Here is a 22,027-nt window from a genome sequence, read left to right on the forward strand (position 1 = left end):
GGCAAGTTAATGAAGAAAGCTGGAATAGTTGGGATAGACGTTCATAAGTTAGACAAACGTGAAGTTCCCGAGATGGGGGGATTGGCCCTACTTCTGTCTATCTCTTTAGTTGCTCTAGCCCTCGTTAGAGCTGATTGGGTTGTTTCTATCTTCCTGCTCGTAGGTCTCGTTGGAATTTTGGACGATCTCGTGAACCTCAGACAGAGTCATAAAGTTATACTAACTTTCTTTTCCACTTCCCCGTTGTTGTTTTACATTAAGAGGAATTACATAACTATCTTAGCCCTCAAAATTAAGCTTGGTATTATAGCATTGCTCGTATTCTGGCTGTACATCGTGGTTTCGGCTAACCTCGTGAACATGCTTGCCGGATTTAATGGGCTTGAGGTTGGAACTTCATCGATAATATTCCTTGTAATAGCCCTACTTAGTGAAGGGGATGTCAGAAAATTAGCATTAGTAGCATTTTTCGCTTCTTTGGGCTTCTTATATTGGAATAGATATCCAGCGAGGATATTCCCAGGGGACACGGGAACTTTATCCCTAGGGGCTTTAATAGGAATTTTAGCCATACTAGGAGAACTCGAATTTCCGGTTGCTATCATGTTAATCCCCCATACGATCGACTTCCTCCTTAAAGCTAGGGTTAGGTTCAAAGGAAAATCCCTGGGGAGAACTAGAGTTCTAGAAGACGGGACCCTTGTTCCCCCTCCCTATCCATCTTTCCTGGGGATGCTGATGAGGGTTAAACCAATGAAGGAGTGGGAGCTAGTGTTAACCGTTTTATTCCTAGAAGCTTGCCTTGGTATCTTGGCTATTCTATTAGCTTAACCATTCCAAATCCTAGTCCTGTTTTCTCTCCGAATCCGTTTTCATAACCAAATCTCGCTATCTCTTCAGAACCGGCATATCTAAATACCATGAGGGATCCCCTTATATACGAGCTTCCAACCATGAGCCTCGTGGGCTTAAACTTAAGGACTTCTATCGTGAAATCCCTATCCTTTGGGGTTTCTCCCATGACTTCACTGTACCTTAGGATCATCACCTTCCTGAGCCTATCCATGAATAATTCATCGTGAGGATAAAGATCCCAATGCCTTAACTTATTACCCTCGAACTTTACGGTTCTAACTACGATTGGACTCAAAGTTGAGAACACGTTTTCTTTTCCAAGTTCTTTAACCTTTATAGCTTTTATATCACCGACTAAAAACGAAAGCTCGCCTATTTTAAATTCTGGGCTCTTCTCAACGGCTTCCGCTATTGCCCTTATTATGTCCTCGTTTGAGGATGAAATATAGAGGGAAACATCATCTGAGAGAATTTCAATACCCTTATCCGGCAATATCTTCCTTTTCCTCACGATAATTCTAGAGAACGTCCAGAAACCATGGGGAGAGGATAATAGCTTAGCTATTGTAGGTTCGATCGAGTTGACCTTCTCTAGAATTTGGGAGTATACCTCGTAGTTGTAATTGAATGGTAGAATTGGGTTGTCCTTAAGTGGTAGTAGCTTAACTTCGATTCTCATAACTATATCCCCTCCTTATTTATACCAGGCTAACTAAATATTATGCAAAAAGAAAATAAAAATAATTCTCTCAAAGCCTCTGAGAGAATGGAACTGGAACTGCTGAGATTGCAAAAATTATCCAAATTAATATTGCAAGTGCTTTTCTACCAGGAGTTAATGGGGTAACCTCATCTAAGGCCCCAGGATTTCCTATTCTTCCCATCAAGAGGATTAGAATTCCCCAAAGAAGCCACCCTGGCCAGAAGTAGGATAACCCGAGCGTTATGAACCCAAGTGCATACGTTAGTATCCTGTGGGCTCTTTCTGGCATTAAAGCTCTTGCTATATGTCCACCATCTAATTGGGCTGCTGGTATAAGATTTAGGAAAGTTACCAATATTCCGACCCATCCAGCAACTGCTAGTGGATGCAAAATTATCCCAGAGCCCTGGGGAAGATTTCCCAGGACAAATTTTGTTAAGGCGTAGAAGAGTATGCTTGTTCCAAAGTATATCGTTTCTCCCTGCTTTAGATAATCTACCGGGACGATGACCGAAAGCTTAAGTCCAATTATAGTTACAGGAATTGCCACCAAAAGTCCCGCAATTGGCCCGCTAGCCCCTAAATCAACGGCCGCATTCCTAGTTGGAATTGGAGATTTCACCCTTATTACGGCCCCAAGCGTTCCTATGAAGGAGGGAAATGGAATGAAGTACGGAAACGTTGATTTAACATTATGTAAAGTTGCAGCTATCTTATGTCCCATCTCGTGGGTTCCAAGTATTGAGATTATTCCAAGGGAGAACGCTAATGCATTTAGATATACGTTCTTTATCCCTGGAAGGTTCAGCTCGTTTAAAGTTGCGACGTAGAGGGATGAAAGGATATATCCTGCAAAGAAAGTGCTAAAAAGGGTTAGCACGAATAATATTATTCCTATCAGCGGATTCTCCCTACTTTCCACATTTTTAGCTGGAAAAACATATAGTAGGGTTTTATCCTTGGATCTCTTTAGTGCAACCCAATAGCCAAGCTTTTCCATTTCCTTAAGAACTTTCTCAAAATCCTTCTCTATGATCCCTAAAACTTCATATACATAGACTTCTCCTCTCCTCTCCAAAAGCGATCCTAGCTCGTAGAACTTCCTAAGGGCTTCTTCCACTCCATGTTCCTCTTCCTCAACGTCTATCTCATAACCTACTAGTATCATATCCCCTCCGCATACGGGGCAGGCGTTGGGGAGGAGGGGCTTAGTCGAGTCGATAACCTCTCTATGTCCACATGATATACATTCATAGATTCCCTTCGGCAAGGATTTCCACCTCCCCCTCCTGGGGGTTGATCCTTACCCTCATTCCCGTCTTTAGCTTTGATATGTCAACGTTTGTTATCAAGGGAATTCCAGAGATTATAGCTCCTGCAGTAACTATAGGTTCCGCTTCCTCCACTATTATAGCCTTAGGTCCCTTACCATTTTTAGAGAGGGCGTAGAGGATGTAGGAACCAACAGTTGACCCCTTTCCCTTTGGAAATACCAAGATCTTACCAGTTATGCTCTCTCCCTTTATGTCGCTTTCCGGATCCGTTATAGTTCCTGTTTCGGGATCAACTCCCCCTAAAAATGACAAGGGTTTCCTGGATACTATCACCTCTCCCTCAACCACAACCTTTCCTATTCCTTTTCCCTTGAGCTTCATCAGGGGGCCTCCATGATAATTTTTTCAACGCTCTCCAATTTTACATTAAGTCCAAAGGATTTAAAATAGAAGGCGGCCTTCCCGCTGTTGGTTGCAACTCCAGAGTACCACTCCTTTACTGGAGAGACTACCAGGCATACATCCTGTAATAACTTTCCATTGTACCTCTCAATTACCTCGGTGTAGCCTAAAAAGTCGGCTAGGGCTTTAACGCTCCTACTGATCGTTATATAAAGCGGTATTCTTAATGGTTTTCCCCTCATCTTCAAAAGTTCTGCAATGTTCTTTACCTCCTTAAGGGAAGCATGGGGGCAACCCAGGAGAATGAAATCAACCTCTCCCCAGTCAGCATTGAACCTCTCCTTAACATCCTCAACCTCCTTAGAATCAATGGTTATCTTCTCTACCTTGTCATTAATTGCTCCTCTCCATTCAGGTGTGTGCTTCTCCACATGATATAGGGCAACTCCTCCGCTAGCGGCCATGCTGGCCCCTAAGGCCTTAAGTTCATCTAAACTAGGTGTGAGGTTAGAAAAGTAAGGAATTCCATTTTCAACTATTTCTCCAACTCTATATCCCAATAAAGAGTATTCAACTTCATTTTTAGGTTCAAACGTTACCTTTACAAAATGTGTGGCCTTTCTATTTTCGTCTAGATGAAGTCCATAATTTGGCGTTTTTCCAACTATCGCAGCTGCAAGGCTTGAAGGTCCACCCTCCCTATTGGTTCTTGCTCCGAGAACAGAATTAGCGAAGCTAACGGCCGAGCTTTCGCTCCATGCTAGGTGATCCCCAAACTTAGGAAGATTGGCCCCATAATAAGGTGTACAGGTTGATGTGACTTCGATTCCCATTTCCCTGTAAAGGCTTATTATCTCTTCCTGCTTTTCCATGAAATCCTCATTTCCTATTCCTGGAGGATTGAGGGTTGTATAGACTGAAACCTTCGCCCCCATCTCAACGAGATCCCTTAAAAATTCGAGTCCAGCCTCTCCTAGATTTTTATAGCTTACACCGGCTATTTGAGCACTTTTTATGGGTATAAGCCTATCAGCTCCGTAAAGATCCCCTAAGGCTACCAATATCTCCATGGCCTTTTGAAGAGCCGGCCCATATTCCCCGGATAATGCGAGTTCCTCCTCTTTTGTAAGATACAATGTTATCACCTCATTCAATTGGCTCTATCTCAATTGCAACAACCCCATATTTTTTCTCCCTCTCCTCATCGTAGAACTGTCTATATACCTTTACTCCCTCTTCTATGCTTTTTACTCCAGGTAAGACGTTTTCTATCCCCTCTTTTTCTAGCATCTCTTTAAAGGAGCTGTAAACTCGGATACCCTTTACTTTGACCTTTAGTTTACCTCCCTCAAATATTATTATATCTCCTGGCTTGATTTGCCTCCTCTTCTCATCGTACAGTCTACCTTCGATCTTCTTTTTTCCAGCTTTTATTAGCTCAATGTACTCCTCTTGAAGTCCCATTTCCCACTTCATTTTTATCCCTCCCTAGAGAAGGGCCCTCAAGATTATGGGTGATATTCTAATTAACTTGGCTAACACCCTTGGATTCTTTAGTAGTGCTTTGACCGTCTTGACGTGGTCGTCGAAATCGGCCCTCTCAACGATTATCTTTCTAACTTCTTCGGAGCTAAGAACTTCGAATATTTCCTCTATTTTTTCCTGCGTCAAGTTCTTGAAAACCTTCCTTATTTTTAATCCAAAGCTAACTTGCTCTCTAACCCAGGAGCATTCCCTTTCATATATCTCCAAGTTATCGTTTAGTATAGCTTTGGCAAGGCTTTTTGCACAGTAAGCGCCAAAAACTATTCCCCCAGCGGTCGTTGGCTTTATCTGAAGTGCTGCATCGCCAACTAGAGCTACGTTACCCTTTACCCAGGGTTTCCTCCAGCCAAGGATCACGGCCCCAGATTTTATTTCAACGGTTTTAAATGGATTTAATCTCCTAATTTTCAAAAATTTTGCGAGGGAATCTATTTCCCCAAAAGTGCCAACCCTTGCTTCTTCCTCGTTTATAGGGGCTACCCAAAAGAAGAACTCTGGATTAATATTTTTGTTTACCCAAACTTCAACGTGATCCCTCTTGAAATTTCCGAGAACTTCAATTTCCCATCCTTTTAGGACTTCCCCTTCAGTTCTTGCCTGTATTTCCTTGGCAACGCTACTGTTTACTCCATCCGCTCCCACGTAGTATTTTGCCTCTATTTCGAGCCTAGAATCTAAATGCTGAAGGATCGCTTTTCCATTCTTGAATCCCAGGAAATTAGTTGAGAGATAGTATTCTGCCCCTTTCCTCATGGCCCTTTTAGCAAGTTCCCTTTCAAGCACTTTCCTATCTATGAGGTATGCTTGGGGAAGAGATCTATGAATCTCAAAAACCTTCTCCCTGGAAATGAAGAAGGCCCCATTGAAGGCGTTCAATATGGCCTTTTCAGGAAGACCTAGGCTTTCATAGTTTTCAGCTCCTACGATCCCTGTGCAGGCTTTTCCCCCAAATGCTCCTTTCTTCTCAATGACACCAACGTTAACTTTTCCAGCAAGTAAGCTCGCAAGATAATTTCCTACGGGTCCTCCTCCAATAATGAGCACATCATATCTCATATAGTCTCCCTACTTGGTTAGTGTACTGAACACGTTAATAAACTTCTCTCTTGCAAAATTTATTTAGTTAGAAAAGGAAACTAGGATAAGAGGTGGGGATGTAATGAGAAAAATCCTGATAACAATTGTTCTACTGCTATTAATTTTACCCCTCGTAAAAGCTCAGGTTACAAACTTCCTCGTAAACGGGGAGGTGCTGTGTCTTACGAACTCAACTACAAGTGGAGAATTTGAACTAGTTAACCCCCTATCGGTAGATTTTACCTATGTCTCGGTTAGGGAGGTAAAGGTTCTTGATAGAGATGGGAACCAGGTTCAGGGAATATCGATAAACCTTGTCGATTTAATAATAAAAAATTGGAAAGCTAAAGAGTCGAAGACGATAAGGTATTTTGCGAAGGCTTCTTCGGATGTTAAACCTGGTGACTACACGCTTTACCTCTTCATGTGGGGTTTTACCCAGAACAAGTTGTACCTTCTCAGAGCTTACGTTCCGCTAAAGGTTAGTGATAAGCCGTTGATCTTCCATGAGGCTACCTCATTTGTTAAGGAGAACCCATTCTCGAATGTGGCATTGACGGGAAGTACGTTGGTTGTTTATTCTCATGTTACAAACGTTGCAAGTTCACCTTTAAATGTAACTTCAGAAGCCTACTTGGAGGATAGTTTTGGTAACATTGTTGTTAAGTCTAATAGGACTATTACCCTTCTTCCTGGGGATAATATAGTTAGATTTGAAATTCCGATTCCCTTGACATTACCTGATGGTAAGTATGAGCTTAACTATATAATAAGGTATGATAGGGGATCTTATGAATTTTCCAAGGAATATTTGGTCGAGTTTGGAGTCTCCTTTAAGGGCGTCTCAATTGAAAGGACCAACGTTTTGGAGGGTGAGAAAAATTACGTCTATTTAACTATTAGCTCCGACAGGAATATACCTCTAAACTTGACAGTTAGGGTATACAATGATGTTAATGGGTTCGTTTATTTGAATAGAAGCGAGGTTTTCATAAATAAAGGTTCGAGTATAGTAAAAGTAAAACTTCCAACTGACTATCCTGGGAAAAATACCCTTATTGCCACCTTGGAGTTTGGGAACAGGACTATAGGAGAGGGGAGCGGATGGTACTTAGTCGTTGGCTACCCCAGGATAAACTCAACGGTTAAGGATTCAATGCTCCAAGTTTTATTGGATAATCCTAACGGTTTTTCAATCAAGGGAAAGCTCGAGTACAGAATAGAGTGGGAGGATGGAAGGATAGTCAAAAAGAGCGTAGATATTGAAATTCCACCCGGTAGCGAGGTAATAACGATAAAGCTTGAGGGGGTAGGTAAGTTTAAGTATAATATCTCCCTTAACGTGTTTGGTAAGGAAATAAGGACAGGAGGAACAGGTGAAATCGAGAGGCAAAAGATGGGAACTTTTAAGACGACGACATCTAAGGAAAGAACTACAACCAGTTCCCCTAAGATTACCCACTCCAAAACCCAAACCTTGGTAGAAAAACATAAAGAAAGGAGAAGCTTACTATTGATCTTTTTAGTCGTAACAATACTAATCGTAATCTCTGCCGGGATTCTTTGGTATCTGAAGTCACCGAAGAGAAGAAGGAAAAGGAGGAAAAAGCCGAAGAGAAGATCTCCACTGGGGAGGGTAAAGTGAGATGGAAAAGATTGAGAAGATAATTGAGTTTGAAATAGCTAGGATAAATTCCCATCTTCCCAGGGCTAGGAGATCACTTAAAGAGCTCTTGGAAATGAAAGAGGCAAAGGTAACACTACGAGATGGTAGTGAGCATTATTTCAAAAGGGAAGAACTAAAGTTACTCGCAAATCTGCTTGATGAGGATGAGATATCCAAACTAAAGCTTCCAATTGTAATAGAGATAAGCACATTGGAGAGGGATAAGATCATGATCAGGGGAAGGGTTGAGGTAAAGGTTATCAAGAAGGTTTTAGGTCTTGAAGAGGGATACCTTGAAGAAAATGTTCTAAAGCTTCCTAGGTATTATCTTGCGGAGATCAGGAGGAAACTTCCAACGACCACCGTTCATGCATTCATCGTGGAGTGGTGAATATGGATAAGACCCTATTACGTTACTACCTCTTCACGATACCTCATGTAACGCTATTTTCAGGTGCGATCTTTGGGATACTCATACTAATGGGTATAGATGTAAAGTTAGCTACTGGTATATTCGCCTTCCTTTATGGAACCCTGTTAATGATAATTTCTCTAATAGTCAGGGAGCACTTCCGAGAGTCAAGGCTATATAAACTAAGTTTACTTGCCTTCCTAACCCTCTTACTTGCTGGGGCTTTTATCATAATTTTGTCAATTTAAAGCACAATAACCCCCAAATTTTAACTGATTTTTGACAGTATATTAGTGGGTAGAAGATTTCTTCGTCTAATGTTCAATGTTCATGAGTAAAGACTTATATTTGGTATATTGTTCACTAAAAGCGGATGATCATTAGATAACTATTCACTAGGTGGTGAGAAAAGTGAACATAATTAAAGGTAATGAGGGGCAAGGAAAAAGGATAAAATTCGTCCAGCTGATCTTCGTGGATATAAATGGAATGCCCAAGGGAATGGAGGTTCCCATTACTAGGCTTGAAGAAGCTATAGAGGAGGGAATAGCTTTCGATGGCTCTTCAGTCCCAGGATTTCAGGGAATAGAGGATAGTGACCTTGTATTCAAGGCAGACCCAAGCACTTACGTTGAAGTTCCCTGGGATAATGTTGCGAGGGTTTACGGTTACATATACAAGGATGGGAAACCATATGAGGCCGACCCGAGGGGAGTTCTTAGGAGGACTTTAGAAAGGCTTGAAAAACTCGGGATTAAGGTTTACATAGGGCCTGAGCCGGAGTTTTACCTCTTCAAGAAAAATGGAAGCTGGGAACTTGAAATACCCGATGTCGGAGGATACTTCGATATACTGACCTTGGATAAAGCCAAGGATATAAAGAGGGAGATAGCCGAATATATGCCGTACTTTGGCCTTACCCCAGAGGTTCTCCATCACGAAGTTGGGAAAGCTCAGCATGAGATAGACTTCCGCCATGACGAAGCCCTAAAAACGGCCGACAACATAGTGAGCTTCAAGTACATAGTCAAGGCCGTTGCCGAAATGCATGGCTTATATGCAACCTTCATGCCCAAACCGATCTATGGAATGCCAGGAAATGGAATGCACCTTCACATAAGCCTATGGAAGGATGGGGAGAACATTTTCAAGGGTGAAGAGGGCCTTAGTGAAACAGCACTTTACTTCATAGGAGGCCTACTAAAGCATGCAAAAGCTTTAGCCGCAGTAACAAATCCGACTGTTAACAGCTACAAGAGGCTCGTTCCAGGTTATGAAGCTCCAGTGTACATAAGCTGGGGCTATAAGAACAGGAGCGCCCTGATAAGAGTTCCAGCGTTCTGGGGGAATGGGGCCAGGATAGAGTATCGCTGTCCAGATCCTAGTGCAAACTCATACTTAGCCTTTGCCGCGATCTTAATGGCCGGATTGGATGGAATAAAGCATAAGATCGAGCCCTTTGCTTACGTTGAGGAGAACGTTTACGAAATGGATGAGAAGAGGAGGGAGGAGATCGGTATAGATATGCTCCCAGAAAATTTGGGTGAAGCTCTTGATGAACTTGAGAGGGATAAGGTAGTCAAGGAAGCCCTTGGAGGGGCCTACAGAAACTTCGTAGGGTACAAGAGAAAGGAGTGGGAAGAATATTTAGATTACCTTGAGGCCAAGAATTTGCCAAAGGATACGAAAAATGTTACAGAGTGGGAGCTTGAGAGGTACTTTTTCATCTGAACCTTATCAAGTTCCTCCTTTGAAGCTGGATTAGAAAAGTTAACAACCTCTCATAGAGGGGTTCAACCTTTTCGCCAAATCTAGCTTTTAAAAGCTTCCCTATCTCTTCAACATTTCTGGTTCCATCGCATAGTTCCCAGACGTATGCTCCTATTTCATCTAGTTCAAGCCTCCTGTAATTCCCGTGCAGCCTTCTTGCAAGAAAATCTAGCTTTGATTCCATCGGGATCATAAGGTAGTACTTTCCCTCGATCTTCCTTAATTCTACCTTTTCGTTTCTGATGGGAATTAGATTTAGGTAATTATCCATTTCTTTCACCTAAAAATAGTTAAAAGAAGGAAAGTCACTTTCTTCCAAGCTTTGTAAGCCAGCCGAGTAGAGCTAGCAGGAACAGCACTCCGAGGATATTTCCAGCTAATGTAGTTTTAACCGATGGAGCTATTCCGCCAACTATTAGTGCAGCGAACACTATTCCGGTCAGGGCCTCTCCAGCTATCAATCCTGCAGCACCGAGAACTCCTGGATCAGTAAAGCTTTCACCCTCTTTTCTGCCCCTGCTAACTAGATACCTTGCTATTCCGCCAAGGAGTATCGGAACGCCGAGACTTAGCGGTAGGTATATTCCAACGGCCACTGGCATCACGGGTGTCCTGAATTTAGATCCCCTCCTTGCAAGGATCTCATCTATTATTATTAGTGCTATAGCAATTCCTGCTCCAATGAAGACCATCGTCCACTCCAGGGTTCCGGTGAATACCCCCTCCGTAACCTTGGCCATTAAGAATGCTTGGGGAGCGGGTAGGGCATTCTCACCTTTTGCCGTTGGTGTCCCTGCTATACCGTAAGCCTTTATGAGCAGGTTAAGCACTGGGGCCATAACTAATGCTGCAAAGAACGTTCCCATAACCTCGAACACCTGCTGCCTCTTTGGAGTAGCACCCACTAGGTATCCCGTTGCTAAGTCCTGCATGGTATCTCCCGCTATAGCTGCAGCGGTACATATGACGGCCGCGACTAATATGGTTGCAACCATTCCCTCAGTTCCTGAAAGTCCGAGGCCCTTTAATATGAGGGCCGTAAAGAGTAAGCTCATGATCGTTATTCCAGATACCGGATTGTTCGAGGAGCCGACGATACCGGCAAGGTATCCAGCTATAGCGCTTCCGAAGAAGCCGAGTATCAGCATTATAACCGCCATCACTATGGCCATACCAATGTTGTGAAGGATGTGGGCATAGAGGAGGAATAGAGGTATTACGAATGCTGCTATAAGGGTTAGGACGTAGTTGAGTGGTAGATCTTCTTCAGTTCTTAATACCGCTTCTCCAGCTTGCCTCCTTCTAGCCGCTTCTAATCCAGCCTTTATTCCCCTTGCTATTGGACCTCTAAGCTTTACTAGGCTCCATAGTCCGCCTACAACCATCGCTCCAACTCCCATGTATCTTATCTTCGTACTCCAGATCGTCCATGCGAGGTCTAGTGCACTTAAATTCCCCGGACTACCCATCTTTGCTGCATATATTGGAATCGCAATGAACCATGCTATGGCACCTCCCAGGAATACTAGGAATGCAATGTTCAATCCAACGATGTATCCAACGCTTATTAAAGCTGCTGAAAGGTCACTTCCAAAGTATAAAACTCTCCTACCAACGAGTTTTGCAGCTTCTAGTGTTCCACTCCATAATCCAATGCTTCCAAAGAACTTGTATATTGAGCCAAGGATCCCACCGTAAAATATGGGCTTTGCGTGGGTTCCTCCCTTGTCTCCAGCTATTAAAACCTCGGCACATGCAGTACCTTCAGGGTAAGGTAGCTTTTCCTCAACGATGAACGCCCTCCTGAGGACTACGGTAAAGAGTGCACCTAGGGATCCTCCCAGGGCCGCTATTACGGTGACTATATAGTAGGGAAATTCGGTGTAATAATTTAGCACGACTAAGGCGGGGAACGTGAAGATTACCCCAGCGGCCAGTGCTTCTCCCGCTGAGGCCGCGGTTTGAACCATATTATTTTCTAGGATATTCCTATCCCTTAGGGCCATGAGAACTGCCATCGAGATTACAGCTGCAGGTATACTTGCGCTAACCGTCATACCTGCGTACATACCTAAATATGCGTTCGCTGCACCCATTATTATCGAGAGAAGTACACCCAATATGAATGCTTTAACCGTGTACTCCGGCAGGGATTTCTCGGGGGGAACATATGGCTTAAACTCCATTTACGTTCCCTCCATTTTGTCGAAATGACAAATTCGAATTTATTATGTAAGTTCTTAATAAAAACATTTCTATATTTAAATGAAAAACTTTAAGTTCACATTTAGAAAATACTCAATATTAGTAGAAATATATTTTATGCATTTGTTCGTTTACGTTTGTCAACACTTTTTGGGCATAACTTCCCTAAAGAATCATAGAACTCCTGGAATTTTGTAAAATTTTTAGGAAAGAAAGCAAAGAACAAAAGTCAGCTTATTACGCACTTGCTCCATCCGCAAACTGGGCACGTTGCACATCCACTCTCCATCCTAAGCTCCACGAGCTTACCTTCCCTCTCGTAACATACTGGACAGTAGACCACTCCCAGTAGCTCTTTTATTTTCTCCTCGGGAATTCCTTTATTTTCCTGAGGTTTTTCTTGATGTTCCTTTTTAATGCTCAGCGAAAAGGTTAAGTTGCTTTCCCTCTTACCGTTTAAGATCTCATCCACATTTATGAAATTCTTAATCCATGGTTCCTTCTCAACTATCTCTAGGAATACCTTCTTAGCGTATTCACTTGGCTTTGGCTTGTACTTCCTCTTCTTTTTCTCTCCCTCAACGCTATAAACCTGGACGCTTAGGGAACCATCTCTGTAAACCGTGACACCTTTGCAACCCAGGAAGTGGGCTATTAGGTATGCGGCCTTTACATCTTCTACCGTGGCTTCATTGATCATGTTTATCGTCTTGCTTGCTGAATCCGTTAGCCACATCTGAATGCTTGCTTGAGCTAACAAGTGATCAAGCCAGTGAATGTCTAGAGCGGTTACAAATACCCTCTTCATATCCTCTGGAATCTCTTCTAATCCTTGAATGCTTCCGTAGTTGTCACTTATCTTCTTCAGTAATTCTTCACTGTAGAGCCCCCTCTTCTTGAGCTCGGCCTCAAACACTGGATCTACGTAGTAGAATTCCCCAACGGTAACGCTCTTCTTGTAAACTAGAGCGTAGATTGGTTCTATTCCGCTTGAAGTATCCGCTATCATCGAGACACTTCCGGTTGGTGGACACGTGGTTACCATTGCATTCCTTAATCCATACTTCTTTATTTCCTCGACCAGCTTATCCCATGGTAAGTTCCATATCTCCGGGTGGTAGAATCCTTCAACCGGAAGCTTACCCTTTGGATATTCTGTCTTCTCGTAGAGCGGGAACGTTCCTCTCCTCTTAGCTGCTTCAACCGAGTACTTATATGCGTAGAACGTTAGGTACTCGGTTACCTTCCTCATGAACTTGAAGCCTTCTTCGCTGTTATACGGGATTCCAAGCTTGAACAGCGCATCTGCTAACCCCATCATTCCCACTCCTATCCTTCTGGTTAGCTTGGTGTTGTGGTCTATCTCCGGTAACGGAAACTTGTTGACGTCTATAGCGTTGTCCAAGTACTTTGTAACCTTCTGAATCACGTATGCATATTCATCCCAATCGAAATAGGGCTTCCCATTCTCGTCGTACTTAACGAATTTAGCTAAGTTAATTGAGGCTAAGTTACAGGATTCGTATTCGTAGAGAGGCTCTTCTCCACAGTTGTGGCTTATAAATCCATTAGAGATATAACTGTGGATTCCTGGGACTGTTAAGTCATAAACAATTTCTTCTCCAATTATCTCCACGCTCTCAACTCTTGCATAGGGTTCATCGATTTTTGTTTTATTGAGCTTAATTTTCTTCTGTTTTTCTCCTTCGAAACCAATCTTTTCTGCAAACAATTTTCTGCTATAGTTTGCTATCACGAGTTCATAGTAACCTTGAGCTGTATAGACTTTCTTTTCGCCCTCTTTAGTCGTGTATTCAAATGTTCCTTTGTATGGTCTTTCGTAGATCTTCGATATTATGCCAAAGAGTAGTAGTAAATCTTGGACGTCTCTCAGAAGCTCTCTGCTCTTTGAAGTTAGCCTTATTGCACCATCATTGTCAACATAACCATCAGCTGTGAATAGACCTCTCAAGAATGCTCTGATCTCGTTTGGCTTTAAATGGTAGACAATTTCTGGAACTCTCTTATCATTTGTTTTGACTATCTTCTCAAAGAATTTGTATGCTTCCCCTCTTACTCCTAGTTTAATTTCACTTCCATATCTGTGAGGCTCTGCTTTGGAGTTAAAGCGTTTCTTGAGTATTTCAGAGATTTTCTGAGCTATCTCCTCTTCTTTTTCAGCGTTGAAGTAGAACCAAACCCTCTTATCGTCTGTGTTAATATATCCATCTCCAATAAGCCACCCTAGGACAAAAGCTAGATCCTCACCTATGCTTTCGCTTCCAAAGTTATCCTCCACTTCAAATCTTGGTAAAACTATTAGATCTCCTTCTTTAAGATCTTCAACTGCTTTCCAGCCATCTTTTGTCATTATTTTGTGATCAAGAGTTGCAATTATTTCGTAACCCTCTTTTGTCTTTATTCTTGCTACTTTCTTCTTACCAACCTTCCAAACGTATGCTTTGACTTCAATGGGATCTGCTATGGCAAGTTGCTTTCCATGTACAGTTTCATAGATAACTTCTTTTTCTTCTTCATTTGGAAGTAAGATTGCCACTGGGTAGGCGAACTCTTCTCCTCCCTCAGCTATTCCTTCTACTGCGACAACTTTTTCTCCATTGTTTCTTTCCTTTGCCATTCTAAAGAGATCTTCAATCTTGAGATAGCCCTCAGGCGTTAGGATTCTCGTGTCTCCAACGACACATGGGTTAGTTGCCCTAATGGGACCTCCTTTTGCTTCTTTTAGCACGTTTCTTCTGTTTATTATGTCAAAGAAGATAACTCCTGGGTCGGCCTTTGCCCAAGCCATATAGGCGAGTTCCTCAAATAGTGACTTAGGATCAACCTCCCTAACAACCTCCCCAGTTCTTGGATTTATCAATGGATACTTCTTTCCTTCCTTAAGGGCCTCCAAGAAGTCCTCCCATATCCCAACGCTGATGTTGAAGTTGCTCAAGACGTTAGTTCCAATGTTCTTCTCCTTTGCATGGATGAACTTCTCAATGTCTGGATGCCATATCTCCAGTATTCCCATATTTGCTCCTCTTCTCACACCACCTTGCTTTATTACATCACTAACGGCATCTATGAGGTGCATGAACGAGACGGGACCTGAGGCTGCCCCGGTTGTTGTTCCCACTATATCTCCCTCAGGACGAAGTTTTGAGAAATTAATTCCAGTACCACCGCCAGCTTTCTGTATTAAGGCTACATCATGGGCTGCTTTCATAATGCTCTCCATGTCATCCTCTATTGGGACGACGAAGCAAGCTGAGAGCATTCCCAGGGGCCTTCCAGAGTTGATCAACGCTGGAGTGTTTGGCATGAAGATTTGGTTCGTCATTAACCTGAAGTACTCATCAATTTCCTTCTCGTACTTGTTGAATTCTCCCCTTTCAAGCATCCCCAGGAATTCGTCAATACTTACTTTCATCTTTCCCTTTTCTGCAAGTTCCTTGTAGAGGTTGACCATTCTCTCGAAGTGGTACTTGTTAAGCTTGTATTTCCCTATAGAGTACTTCCCGTCGAATTCTTCAAAGTGCTCTAGATAGTATTCAACCCGCTTTAGATCTTGAGAATAGTTACCATCTTTGTCAAAAACCCTCTCATCATAAAGCAGATCAGGGATGACAGCTAGTATTGCTACTCTTTCAAACAATTCCCTTGGGCTTTCTATGATATTACCGTTTTCATCCCTCTTAAGGTATCTCGATGCGAGTACCCTTAATGCATTTATTGAGAACCTCTTGTCGATCTCGTCGAGCTCTTTTTTGTTCAGTATTCTCTTCTTCTCTTCTCTGATTTCAGCTTTCTTCTTTCTATAGAGGATATAAGCTTTAGCAACTTCAAAGAGTCCAGCCCTCATAAGTTCCAATTCTACTATGTCTTGAATGTTCTCAATGTGCGGTATCTTTCCATCGTATAGCTCGTTTATCCTCTGCACTATAGCCTTGACTACTTCGTCGAGCTTCTTCTCATCCCTGACGCCCACTTCCCACATTGCCCTTTGTACGGCCCATCTTATACGTGACTCATCGAAGGGAACAATCCTACCATCGCGTTTCATCACTTTTTCAACTACCATAATAACACCCCGACATTTCATCTTTAAAAATGTCAATATATTGTAAGAGTATCAGCACCAAAAATGTTGGCTCACTAGTTATTATCTCTTACCCTTTAGGTAATGAGATATATGACGGGAGTGATATAAGAACTTTGTCATATTATTAAGGGGATACTAAAATCCAGTTGATGGATGGTGTGTAAGAATGAGAAAGTTGAAGGTTCTTAAATACATTTTCCCTTAAGACTCATTCTCTGTGAAACTTTTTTGCATGCTTCTTTAAGTTTTCTGGCGTTTTCTTCTGGAATTCCATCGTATGTGAATTCCCAAGTCCCGAGTTCAATTCCCGCTGTATACTTAACCTTCCCATTATCTCTTAGAATTGGGTAGAACTCTATGTGGAGGTGATAGAAGGGATAATTCCCCTTAAAAGGGGCTTGGAATATCATCATAGCATATGGCATTTGCCTATCTAGAACGGCGTTTAGCGTTGCGGTAGTTACTTGGATAACTTCCGCTAGGTCTTCAATTTCATTCACCTTAAGGTCGGTTAGGTACTGAATGTGCCTTTTAGGGTATATATGAACTTCAAAGGGCCAGCTTGCAAAGAATGGCATAAAAACTATGAAGTTATCATTTTCATAGATAGTCCTCTCCCCGTTCTTTTCCTCTTCTTTAATTATCCTGCAGAATATGCATTCCCCAGTTCTCTTATAGTACCTTCTAGAGTTCTCTATTTTAAGTCTAACCTTGAGAGGAATATATGGAAGGGCGTAAAGTTGGCCGTGAGGATGCTTTAAGCTTACCCCAATTTCCTCTCCCTTATTTCTAAAAATAGCAAGGTATGCAACGTTGCGATTTTCCTTTAACGTTTCCGTAATTTTTATCCACATCCTCACTATCTTTACCATTTGTTCCCTGGGAAGCTCATCCAAATCTCTGAGCTCATGCTTGGGAGTCTCGACAATAACACTACATTGACCCATAGCCCTGGCCTTTTTATAGAAATCCTCATTTTTAGGTTTTGGTGCGTCGAATGATAGCATTGGGAATCTGTTCGGAAGTAAAAGGACTTCCCATCCATATCCTGTCTCTTCGCTTCCTGGACAAAATGGACAAAAATTTCTAGGTCTCCATGGTCTATTTTTCCTGACTGCAGATACCATGATCCACTGCCCTGTGAGAGGGTTATATCGAAGTTCTCTCATACTCTCACCAACCTTAAAATTGTTTAGTTCAAAGTATATTAAAGGTGGTCGTAAATGCCTCTTAAGTTCCCCGAAATGTTTCTCTTTGGTACCGCAACATCATCCCATCAGATAGAGGGAAATAATAGATGGAATGATTGGTGGTACTATGAGCAGATTGGAAAGCTCCCCTACAGATCTGGTAAGGCTTGCAATCACTGGGAACTTTACAGGGATGATATTCAGCTAATGACCAGCTTGGGCTATAATGCTTATAGGTTCTCCATAGAGTGGAGCAGGCTATTCCCAGAGGAAAATAAATTTAATGAAGATGCTTTCATGAAATACCGGGAGATTATAGACTTGTTATTGACGAGAGGTATAACTCCCCTGGTGACCCTACACCACTTTACTAGCCCTCTCTGGTTCATGAAGAAAGGTGGCTTCCTTAGGGAGGAGAACCTAAAACATTGGGAAAAGTACATAGAAAAGGTTGCTGAGCTTTTAGAAAAAGTTAAACTAGTAGCTACCTTCAATGAGCCGATGGTATACGTAATGATGGGATATCTAACGGCTTATTGGCCCCCATTCATTAGGAGTCCATTTAAGGCCTTTAAGGTAGCTGCAAACCTGCTTAAAGCTCACGCAATTGCCTATGAACTTCTTCATGGGAAATTCAAAGTTGGAATCGTAAAGAATATTCCCATAATACTCCCAGCGAGTGACAAGGAGAGGGATAGAAAAGCCGCTGAGAAAGCTGATAATTTATTTAACTGGCACTTTTTGGATGCGATATGGAGTGGGAAATACAGAGGGGTATTTAAAACATATAGGATTCCCCAAAGTGACGCAGATTTCATTGGGGTTAACTATTACACGGCCAGCGAAGTAAGGCATACTTGGAATCCTTTAAAATTCTTCTTTGAGGTGAAATTAGCGGATATTAGCGAGAGGAAGACTCAAATGGGATGGAGCGTTTATCCAAAAGGAATATACATGGCCCTTAAAAAAGCTTCCAGGTATGGAAGGCCTCTTTATATTACGGAAAACGGAATAGCGACGCTTGATGATGAATGGAGAGTGGAATTCATAATTCAACACCTCCAATACGTTCATAAGGCTATCGAAGACGGCCTGGATGTAAGAGGTTACTTCTATTGGTCATTTATGGATAACTACGAGTGGAAAGAGGGGTTTGGGCCTAGATTTGGCCTAGTGGAAGTTGATTATCAAACCTTCGAGAGAAGGCCCAGGAAGAGTGCTTACGTATACGGAGAAATTGCAAGAAGTAAGGAAATAAAGGATGAGCTATTAAAGAGATATGGCCTACCAGAACTTCAACTTTAGGATTTCCTCTGCTCTCATCTTTAGAATTTCTTTGACTTTGTCCCTATCTTCCGGGTAGCTCCTTCTTATCCAGATCCAGACTAGGGCACAGGGTACCCAGAATAGCGTTCCAATTAAGAGGGTATATTGGTATGCTAGTGGTTTAGTGTAGCCCATCTGAACGAGTGTTTCTATCAGGAATCCTCCAAGCACAGGCCCAATGGCCTTCCCCACGTTGTCAAGTATGTTGAACAGGCCAAAGACGGTTCCCCTATCTTCCGGTAGATTGACTTGGGAAACGATAGCCCTTACGTTTGGCCCTGCATAGGAAACGAACTGAATGAATAATATTGAATAAACGGTTAGGCCAAGCCAGTGTATTGTATTTAGCTTACTCGGAAGTGGATAGAGGATTAATCCAATTGCAGCTATCATTCCAAGGAAAATTGCTATTCCCGTTATAACGGCCCTTCCTCCTCTTTTCCTGGTCTCGAAGTAATCGCCTACAAAACCTCCAAATAAACTACCAAGAACGCTTGCTATCCCGATTATTAGAAGCATGAACGTTGCTGTCTGCTTATCCATTCCCCTCGTAACTTGAAGGAAGGAGATAAGCCAATACATGAGTATTCCCCATGGAACGGTTCCTATAATCCCCTGGAGGAAAATTAAAATATTTGTTCTTGTCTTAAGGGATTTCTTAACTGCTTCAAGACTTAACTTATAGGCATACTCATATCCCTTTTCAATTAGGACTCTAATTTCCCTCTCTCCTTCTCCCCTCCTTGGTTCTTCAGCTATTATGTAAAATAGGGGAGCGAGTATGAAGTTTGGAACTGCGGCTATAATAAAGGGAGTTCTCCAACTAGTTATTACCCCTGCAATTATCATTCCAAACAATGTTCCAAAGCCAAAAGCTGTCTCAATGTATGAGTACCCTCTTCCCCTCTTTTCTTCCTCAAACATGTCTGCAATCAAGGAGTATCCTATGGGAATTATCGATCCGATCCCAATTCCAGTGAGGAACCTCATCGTTAGAAGTTGCCAATATGAGTGAACATAGGCCGTAAGAAAGCACGGGATTTCTCCCAGGAGAACCCCAATGACTAATAGTTTTTTCCTTTGCTTAATATCTGCAAGCATACCCCATATTATTGTAATCAGCGCGCTGGTAGCTACGAATATAGATGAGACGAACCCCATTTGAGTTTCTCCTATCCCGAATTCCTTCATTATCTGCTGGTAATTTGGTGGGAGTAAGTTCTGATCCGCCATCAAAAAGGTTGCCATTAGTACGAGAAGGATAATAGAAATTTTCCTCCTAAAATTTCCCATTTTCATTCCTCCAATATTTGTAGATTGCTTTGAATGCATCTAACCTTCTCTCGGGAAGGGGTTCCCAGCCACGTGCATCACTATTTTCGGCAAGAAAAGCGAACTCTCCATCCATACAGTAGGTAAGCATGTTCAATCTTGCATTTCCCTCATCTTCTTTCCAAATTCTCAAGCTCTTGTCAGGGGCCCAGCTGGAAGTTCTCAAGTACAATCTCCTTCCATTATGCCTGATATCCCTGGGTAGACATAACTCTCCCCCGAGTTCATTTAAAACTTCCATCAACCCAGAGATCGCAATCTTGTGTCCAGCTATACTTCTATACCCCAGGAATTCTATATCTGTCCCATAGAGTAGAATTTCATCCTTTCCTTTAATCCAATTTGCAACTCTTTTCGGGCTCATCAATGGAAATCTTCCCGCCCCTAGCATTATAGCTATATTAATAGAAACCCATACTGGAATTGCCTCTATATCTTTAACAGCTTCTAGCGTTACCTTTCCTCCAAAGGTAAGATTTATCGCTTTTTTAAGCTCCCTAAGGCCTAGAAGGTAATTTAAGTACACGAAACCTTCTCCTCTTTGGGCTTTTATCAGATAAGGGTAGAGAGGCTTAATGGATTTTATAGCTGAATTTAGGTGATTAGAGAATAGCATAGCTTCTCCGTCGGCAAAGAGATATTCGTATTCATTGTCTCTTAAAATTGCTGGAATTATCGGATCATAGGCCAACTCGGGAAGCCAAAATCCTCCAGGAGAAACCTCGAATATCTCTTCCTTTATCTCTCTATCACGTTTTATTTGGGCCTCAATCCTGGAGAGGGTGAGGAGTGGAAGAATTGCGTGAGTATAACTTGTTCCAAGAATTTCTATAAGTTCACTTTCGATTCCTTCTTTAATGAGGTGGATTAATTCCTGGGGGAGAAATTGCAGTGAATAACCGGTTATGTTTAGGCCGAAAGGTATCTCCCTTTTTATAAGCTCCGAAATAGTTGGAAAGTAGGATTTTTCTATAACCTTTGAGATTTCATGCTTTGGTATTTCGGCGTATTGCAAATTTCCATGGAAGATCAATGCTCTCATATCCCAACACCATCTGAAGGTTCTACGATGAAATGTCTAGCTTTCCATGGAAATCTTTTAAGGTATTCCCTGAGTATTTCCTCCCCTATCGTTTCAGCATCTTCTTTGTCTACCAAGGCTATCGCGGAACCTCCAAATCCTGCACCTGTTAATCTTGCTCCATATGCTCCTAGCTTCAAAGCCCTCTCAACAAAGAAGTCTAATTCCTTACAGCTCACTTCATAATTTTTTGCCAAATCCCAATGTGCCGTGGTGAGGATCTTTCCAACCTCCTCAACGTTGCCTTCTTTAAGCGCATCTCTAACCTCGAGGACTCTCGCATTCTCCCTAACTATATACCCGAAAAATTTCCTGTGTAATGGGGGTAGTTTGCTTAATTCCCCCTCCCTTACCTCTTTTGAAGATCCTTTACCAAGAATCTTCAAGCTTTCTTCGGCTATATGTTTCCTTTCAGCGTATTCTGATGATGCTAGCTCCCTTCTAACTCCAGTGTAGAACACAAGTATCGAGACATCCTTAGGGAATGGGATATATTCATAGTCAAGTGTATGTGTGTCTAAGAATATTACGTTCCCTTCCCTCCCGAATACAACGGCAAACTGATCCAAAATTCCACACGGGACACCTACAAACTCATTTTCGGCTTTCTTCGCTAGCAGTACTTTACTAAGGGAATCGAGCTTTAAGTTGTATAATTTATCTAAGGTCTCTAGGATGCCCACTTCAAAGCTTGCTGAAGAACTCAAACCGGCTCCAAGTGGAAGATTACCTGATACTCTACCTTTTATTCCTCCAACTTCATAGTCACTCTCCTTTAAAACCCAGAAAATTCCCTTTACGTAGTCTATCCATGAGTTTTCCTTTCTTAAGTCGTTGAGGGAAAACTTCCTCTCTTCTCCAAAATGCTCCGAGTACAGTATTACTTCTCCATGCTTTTCTGCCTCTATTTTTGTGTAGAGGTTTATGGCCATTGGCATGACGTAGCCATAAGTATAATCGGTGTGCTCACCTATTAGGTTTACCCTTCCTGGGCTCTTTACCTTTATCATTAAAGATCAGTAATGTTGTAGAGTCTAAAAATCTTCAAGCTCACTCACATTGTCGAAAATTTTATTAAGTTTTT

At 42.1% G+C, this 22,027-nt stretch carries 19 protein-coding genes; 6 read left to right on the forward strand and 13 right to left on the reverse strand.

Features of this window, described 5'->3' with window-relative positions:
- Window positions 1-9 precede the first annotated feature (9 nt).
- Window positions 10-831, forward strand: a complete 822-nt coding sequence (locus PH_RS01555; RefSeq protein ID WP_010884438.1) for an MraY family glycosyltransferase — start codon at window positions 10-12, stop codon at window positions 829-831.
- Here the strand turns inward: PH_RS01555 and cas6 are convergent.
- The 6 genes from cas6 to PH_RS01585 all read right to left on the reverse strand — a co-directional run bounded on the left by cas6 (window position 815) and on the right by PH_RS01585 (window position 5,835).
- The gene (gene cas6 / locus PH_RS01560; protein ID WP_010884439.1) at window positions 815-1,534 is read right to left on the reverse strand and encodes a CRISPR-associated endoribonuclease Cas6; all 720 of its coding nucleotides are present in this window, start codon (window positions 1,532-1,534) and stop codon (window positions 815-817) included. The genes PH_RS01555 and cas6 overlap by 17 nt on opposite strands.
- A gap of 70 nt (window positions 1,535-1,604) precedes the next feature.
- A complete protein-coding gene (locus tag PH_RS01565; protein WP_048053096.1) occupies window positions 1,605-2,828 on the reverse strand; it encodes a site-2 protease family protein in 1,224 nt (407 codons plus the stop codon).
- Complete coding sequence (locus PH_RS01570) at window positions 2,809-3,213, reverse strand: DUF126 domain-containing protein (RefSeq protein ID WP_010884441.1); 405 nt, start codon at window positions 3,211-3,213, stop codon at window positions 2,809-2,811. Before PH_RS01570 ends, PH_RS01565 begins: the two co-directional genes overlap by 20 nt.
- Window positions 3,213-4,370: an aconitase X catalytic domain-containing protein gene (locus PH_RS01575; protein WP_048053097.1), complete on the reverse strand. Its 1,158-nt coding sequence runs from the start codon at window positions 4,368-4,370 to the stop codon at window positions 3,213-3,215. Before PH_RS01575 ends, PH_RS01570 begins: the two co-directional genes overlap by 1 nt.
- Before the next feature lie 10 nt (window positions 4,371-4,380).
- Entirely contained in the window at window positions 4,381-4,710 is a 330-nt protein-coding gene (locus PH_RS01580; protein ID WP_010884443.1) for an ASCH domain-containing protein, read from the reverse strand.
- Between the two features lie 12 nt (window positions 4,711-4,722).
- The gene (locus tag PH_RS01585; protein ID WP_010884444.1) at window positions 4,723-5,835 is read right to left on the reverse strand and encodes a geranylgeranyl reductase family protein; all 1,113 of its coding nucleotides are present in this window, start codon (window positions 5,833-5,835) and stop codon (window positions 4,723-4,725) included.
- A gap of 103 nt (window positions 5,836-5,938) precedes the next feature.
- Here PH_RS01585 and PH_RS01590 point away from each other — a divergent pair, with 103 nt between their 5' ends.
- The 4 genes from PH_RS01590 (at window position 5,939) to glnA (ending at window position 9,665) form a co-directional block, all read left to right on the forward strand.
- On the forward strand, window positions 5,939-7,501 hold the full coding sequence (locus PH_RS01590; RefSeq protein ID WP_010884445.1) for a hypothetical protein: 1,563 nt from the start codon (window positions 5,939-5,941) through the stop codon (window positions 7,499-7,501).
- Window position 7,502: 1 nt separating this feature from the next.
- On the forward strand, window positions 7,503-7,913 hold the full coding sequence (locus tag PH_RS01595) for a DUF61 family protein (RefSeq protein WP_010884446.1): 411 nt from the start codon (window positions 7,503-7,505) through the stop codon (window positions 7,911-7,913).
- 2 nt (window positions 7,914-7,915) lie between these two features.
- Window positions 7,916-8,182 (forward strand): hypothetical protein, encoded by a 267-nt coding sequence (locus tag PH_RS01600; protein WP_048053098.1) that lies wholly within the window; start codon window positions 7,916-7,918, stop codon window positions 8,180-8,182.
- Between the two features lie 151 nt (window positions 8,183-8,333).
- A complete protein-coding gene (glnA, locus tag PH_RS01605) occupies window positions 8,334-9,665 on the forward strand; it encodes a type I glutamate--ammonia ligase (RefSeq protein ID WP_010884448.1) in 1,332 nt (443 codons plus the stop codon).
- Here glnA and PH_RS01610 read toward each other — a convergent pair.
- The 4 genes from PH_RS01610 to galT form a co-directional block, all read right to left on the reverse strand.
- Complete coding sequence (locus tag PH_RS01610) at window positions 9,658-9,975, reverse strand: PqqD family protein (RefSeq protein WP_048053100.1); 318 nt, start codon at window positions 9,973-9,975, stop codon at window positions 9,658-9,660. The two genes, glnA and PH_RS01610, sit on opposite strands and share 8 nt — an antisense overlap.
- A 34-nt stretch (window positions 9,976-10,009) precedes the next feature.
- Window positions 10,010-11,890 (reverse strand): OPT family oligopeptide transporter, encoded by a 1,881-nt coding sequence (locus tag PH_RS01615; RefSeq protein ID WP_010884450.1) that lies wholly within the window; start codon window positions 11,888-11,890, stop codon window positions 10,010-10,012.
- A 248-nt stretch (window positions 11,891-12,138) separates the two neighbouring features.
- On the reverse strand, window positions 12,139-15,993 hold the full coding sequence (locus tag PH_RS01620) for an adenosylcobalamin-dependent ribonucleoside-diphosphate reductase (protein WP_048053101.1): 3,855 nt from the start codon (window positions 15,991-15,993) through the stop codon (window positions 12,139-12,141).
- Window positions 15,994-16,199: 206 nt separating this feature from the next.
- Window positions 16,200-17,183: a galactose-1-phosphate uridylyltransferase gene (gene galT, locus PH_RS01625; protein ID WP_010884452.1), complete on the reverse strand. Its 984-nt coding sequence runs from the start codon at window positions 17,181-17,183 to the stop codon at window positions 16,200-16,202.
- 54 nt (window positions 17,184-17,237) lie between these two features.
- On the opposite strand from galT, the gene PH_RS01630 reads away from it, so the two are divergent.
- On the forward strand, window positions 17,238-18,509 hold the full coding sequence (locus PH_RS01630; RefSeq protein ID WP_010884453.1) for a glycoside hydrolase family 1 protein: 1,272 nt from the start codon (window positions 17,238-17,240) through the stop codon (window positions 18,507-18,509).
- Here the strand turns inward: PH_RS01630 and PH_RS01635 are convergent.
- Genes PH_RS01635 through PH_RS01645 form a run of 3 tightly spaced genes read right to left on the reverse strand, consistent with a single transcriptional unit; the run spans window position 18,489 to window position 21,953 of the window.
- Window positions 18,489-19,823: an MFS transporter gene (locus PH_RS01635; protein ID WP_048053102.1), complete on the reverse strand. Its 1,335-nt coding sequence runs from the start codon at window positions 19,821-19,823 to the stop codon at window positions 18,489-18,491. The two genes, PH_RS01630 and PH_RS01635, sit on opposite strands and share 21 nt — an antisense overlap.
- The gene (locus PH_RS01640) at window positions 19,810-20,904 is read right to left on the reverse strand and encodes a hydrolase (RefSeq protein ID WP_010884455.1); all 1,095 of its coding nucleotides are present in this window, start codon (window positions 20,902-20,904) and stop codon (window positions 19,810-19,812) included. Before PH_RS01640 ends, PH_RS01635 begins: the two co-directional genes overlap by 14 nt.
- Entirely contained in the window at window positions 20,901-21,953 is a 1,053-nt protein-coding gene (locus tag PH_RS01645; protein WP_010884456.1) for a galactokinase, read from the reverse strand. Before PH_RS01645 ends, PH_RS01640 begins: the two co-directional genes overlap by 4 nt.
- Between the last annotated feature and the right edge of the window lie 74 nt (window positions 21,954-22,027).

The organism is Pyrococcus horikoshii OT3 (genome assembly GCF_000011105.1).
GTDB lineage: Archaea > Methanobacteriota_B > Thermococci > Thermococcales > Thermococcaceae > Pyrococcus > Pyrococcus horikoshii.

What these genes read in the sequence shown, in the direction of transcription:
- PH_RS01555 (WP_010884438.1), top strand. Translation starts at nt 10, where the DNA reads ATGAAGAAAGCTGGAATAGTTGGGATAGACGTTCATAAGTTAGACAAA.
- cas6 (WP_010884439.1), bottom strand. Translation starts at nt 1,534, where the DNA reads ATGAGAATCGAAGTTAAGCTACTACCACTTAAGGACAACCCAATTCTA.
- PH_RS01570 (WP_010884441.1), bottom strand. Translation starts at nt 3,213, where the DNA reads ATGAAGCTCAAGGGAAAAGGAATAGGAAAGGTTGTGGTTGAGGGAGAG.
- PH_RS01580 (WP_010884443.1), bottom strand. Translation starts at nt 4,710, where the DNA reads ATGAAGTGGGAAATGGGACTTCAAGAGGAGTACATTGAGCTAATAAAA.
- PH_RS01585 (WP_010884444.1), bottom strand. Translation starts at nt 5,835, where the DNA reads ATGAGATATGATGTGCTCATTATTGGAGGAGGACCCGTAGGAAATTAT.
- PH_RS01590 (WP_010884445.1), top strand. Translation starts at nt 5,939, where the DNA reads ATGAGAAAAATCCTGATAACAATTGTTCTACTGCTATTAATTTTACCC.
- PH_RS01595 (WP_010884446.1), top strand. Translation starts at nt 7,503, where the DNA reads ATGGAAAAGATTGAGAAGATAATTGAGTTTGAAATAGCTAGGATAAAT.
- PH_RS01600 (WP_048053098.1), top strand. Translation starts at nt 7,916, where the DNA reads ATGGATAAGACCCTATTACGTTACTACCTCTTCACGATACCTCATGTA.
- PH_RS01610 (WP_048053100.1), bottom strand. Translation starts at nt 9,975, where the DNA reads ATGGATAATTACCTAAATCTAATTCCCATCAGAAACGAAAAGGTAGAA.
- PH_RS01615 (WP_010884450.1), bottom strand. Translation starts at nt 11,890, where the DNA reads ATGGAGTTTAAGCCATATGTTCCCCCCGAGAAATCCCTGCCGGAGTAC.
- PH_RS01620 (WP_048053101.1), bottom strand. Translation starts at nt 15,993, where the DNA reads ATGGTAGTTGAAAAAGTGATGAAACGCGATGGTAGGATTGTTCCCTTC.
- galT (WP_010884452.1), bottom strand. Translation starts at nt 17,183, where the DNA reads ATGAGAGAACTTCGATATAACCCTCTCACAGGGCAGTGGATCATGGTA.
- PH_RS01630 (WP_010884453.1), top strand. Translation starts at nt 17,238, where the DNA reads ATGCCTCTTAAGTTCCCCGAAATGTTTCTCTTTGGTACCGCAACATCA.
- PH_RS01635 (WP_048053102.1), bottom strand. Translation starts at nt 19,823, where the DNA reads ATGGGAAATTTTAGGAGGAAAATTTCTATTATCCTTCTCGTACTAATG.
- PH_RS01640 (WP_010884455.1), bottom strand. Translation starts at nt 20,904, where the DNA reads ATGAGAGCATTGATCTTCCATGGAAATTTGCAATACGCCGAAATACCA.
- PH_RS01645 (WP_010884456.1), bottom strand. Translation starts at nt 21,953, where the DNA reads ATGATAAAGGTAAAGAGCCCAGGAAGGGTAAACCTAATAGGTGAGCAC.